Source organism: Pseudoalteromonas sp. Z1A6, from assembly GCF_011378745.1.
Taxonomy (GTDB): Bacteria; Pseudomonadota; Gammaproteobacteria; order Enterobacterales; family Alteromonadaceae; genus Pseudoalteromonas; species Pseudoalteromonas arctica.
This window is the reverse complement of the sequence record NZ_WTKW01000573.1, coordinates 1-1,473: the sequence shown is the minus strand read 5'-3', so window position 1 is coordinate 1,473 and position 1,473 is coordinate 1. Positions and strand designations below refer to the sequence as shown.

Genomic DNA, 1,473 nt, shown 5'->3' with positions numbered 1-1,473 from the left:
TTTTTAGCTGGGCTTTTTTGTGTGCTGTTTATCTCAAATTGTTTTTTTATAGTCGCTCTTCAGGCATGTTATAAATTAACTAGCCTAAAAATAAAACAATTATGCACTTTACTAAACAACTCCTACTTTACGTAAGCTTGCTAACTACGCTTGTTTTAAGCCTCTTTGTTAAAGCTGATGACGCTCCCGCTATTTTATCGATGAAAGAGCGCGCTACGTTTATAGATAAAATAACTGAGCTTAGAGTTAATACCTTAATGCCCTCATTAATGAAGCAGCACAGCACTGATATGTGGCTACTTATAAGTCGTGAATATAACGAAGATCCAATATTAAAAACAATGCTGCCTGCAACATGGCTTTCAGCCAGACGCACTACTATTTTGCTATTTGCACTTAATAAACAAGGTGGTGTTGATGCTTACGCTATTGCGCCTTATAAAATAGGTAACGTATTTAAAAAAGGGTGGGATAAACAAACACAACCAAGCCAGTGGGAAGCACTCAATACACTTATTGAGCAATACAAACCTCGCAACATTGCGCTTAATACTTCTACCGACTGGGCACATGCCGATGGCCTTGTGCTAGGCGATTACAAAACCTTAATGGCTAACTTGCCCGCCACTTATCACAATAAAATAATTTCTGCAGAGCCGCTTGCTGTTGCGTGGTTAGAGCAACGCATTCCTGAAGAAGTTAAAATGTATAAACATATTGTCGCTATTGCCCATCATATTATTGCAGAGGGGTTTTCGGGTAAAACAATTACGGTTGGTGAAACAACTAACGATGACTTGGTATGGTGGTTTAGAGAGCGCGTAAAAGAGCTCAAACTACAAACATGGTTTCACCCGAGTATTGCTATTCAGCGCGCCGATGCGAAGTCGTTCGATCATGAAGAAAGCTTTACCAATGGCTACGATGATAACGTTATACAAGCCGGTGACTTGCTTCATGTAGATTTTGGGATTACTTATTTACGCTTAAATACCGACACGCAGCAGCATGCGTATGTGCTCAAAGAAAACGAAATAAGTGCGCCTAGTTACTTAGTTGAAGCACTAAAAAGCGGTAATAAACTACAAGACATATTTACCAATCAATTTGCGGTAGGTAAAACCGGTAATGAGGTTTTAGCTGCAGCACGAAAAGCCGCTATTGATCAGGGATTAAAACCCACTATTTATACTCATCCTCTTGGCTATCATGGCCACGCTGCTGGCACTACATTAGGTATGTGGGATTCTCAGCAAGGTGTACCGGGAAATGGTGACTATCCGCTACATTTAAATACGGCTTACTCAATTGAGCTTAACAATGCTGTGTTTATAAAACAGTGGAATAAAGAAATAAGAATAATGCTAGAGGAAGATGCTATTTTTGATAAAAGCGGTGTCTGGTATTTAAATGGCCGACAAACACAGCTATTGCTTGTAAAATAAAGTATAAAAAAATGGCGCTCACTGAGCG

1 protein-coding gene is annotated in these 1,473 nt (G+C 39.5%); it reads left to right on the top strand.

What is annotated here, in order from left to right:
* The first annotated feature begins 101 nt into the window (after positions 1–101).
* Entirely contained in the window at positions 102–1,445 is a 1,344-nt protein-coding gene (locus tag GQR46_RS19580; protein WP_165742204.1) for a M24 family metallopeptidase, read from the top strand.
* Positions 1,446–1,473 lie beyond the last annotated feature (28 nt).

Bases quoted from the DNA above. Each gene is read 5' to 3' on its own strand.
- GQR46_RS19580 (WP_165742204.1), top strand. From the start codon at position 102: ATGCACTTTACTAAACAACTCCTACTTTACGTAAGCTTGCTAACTACG.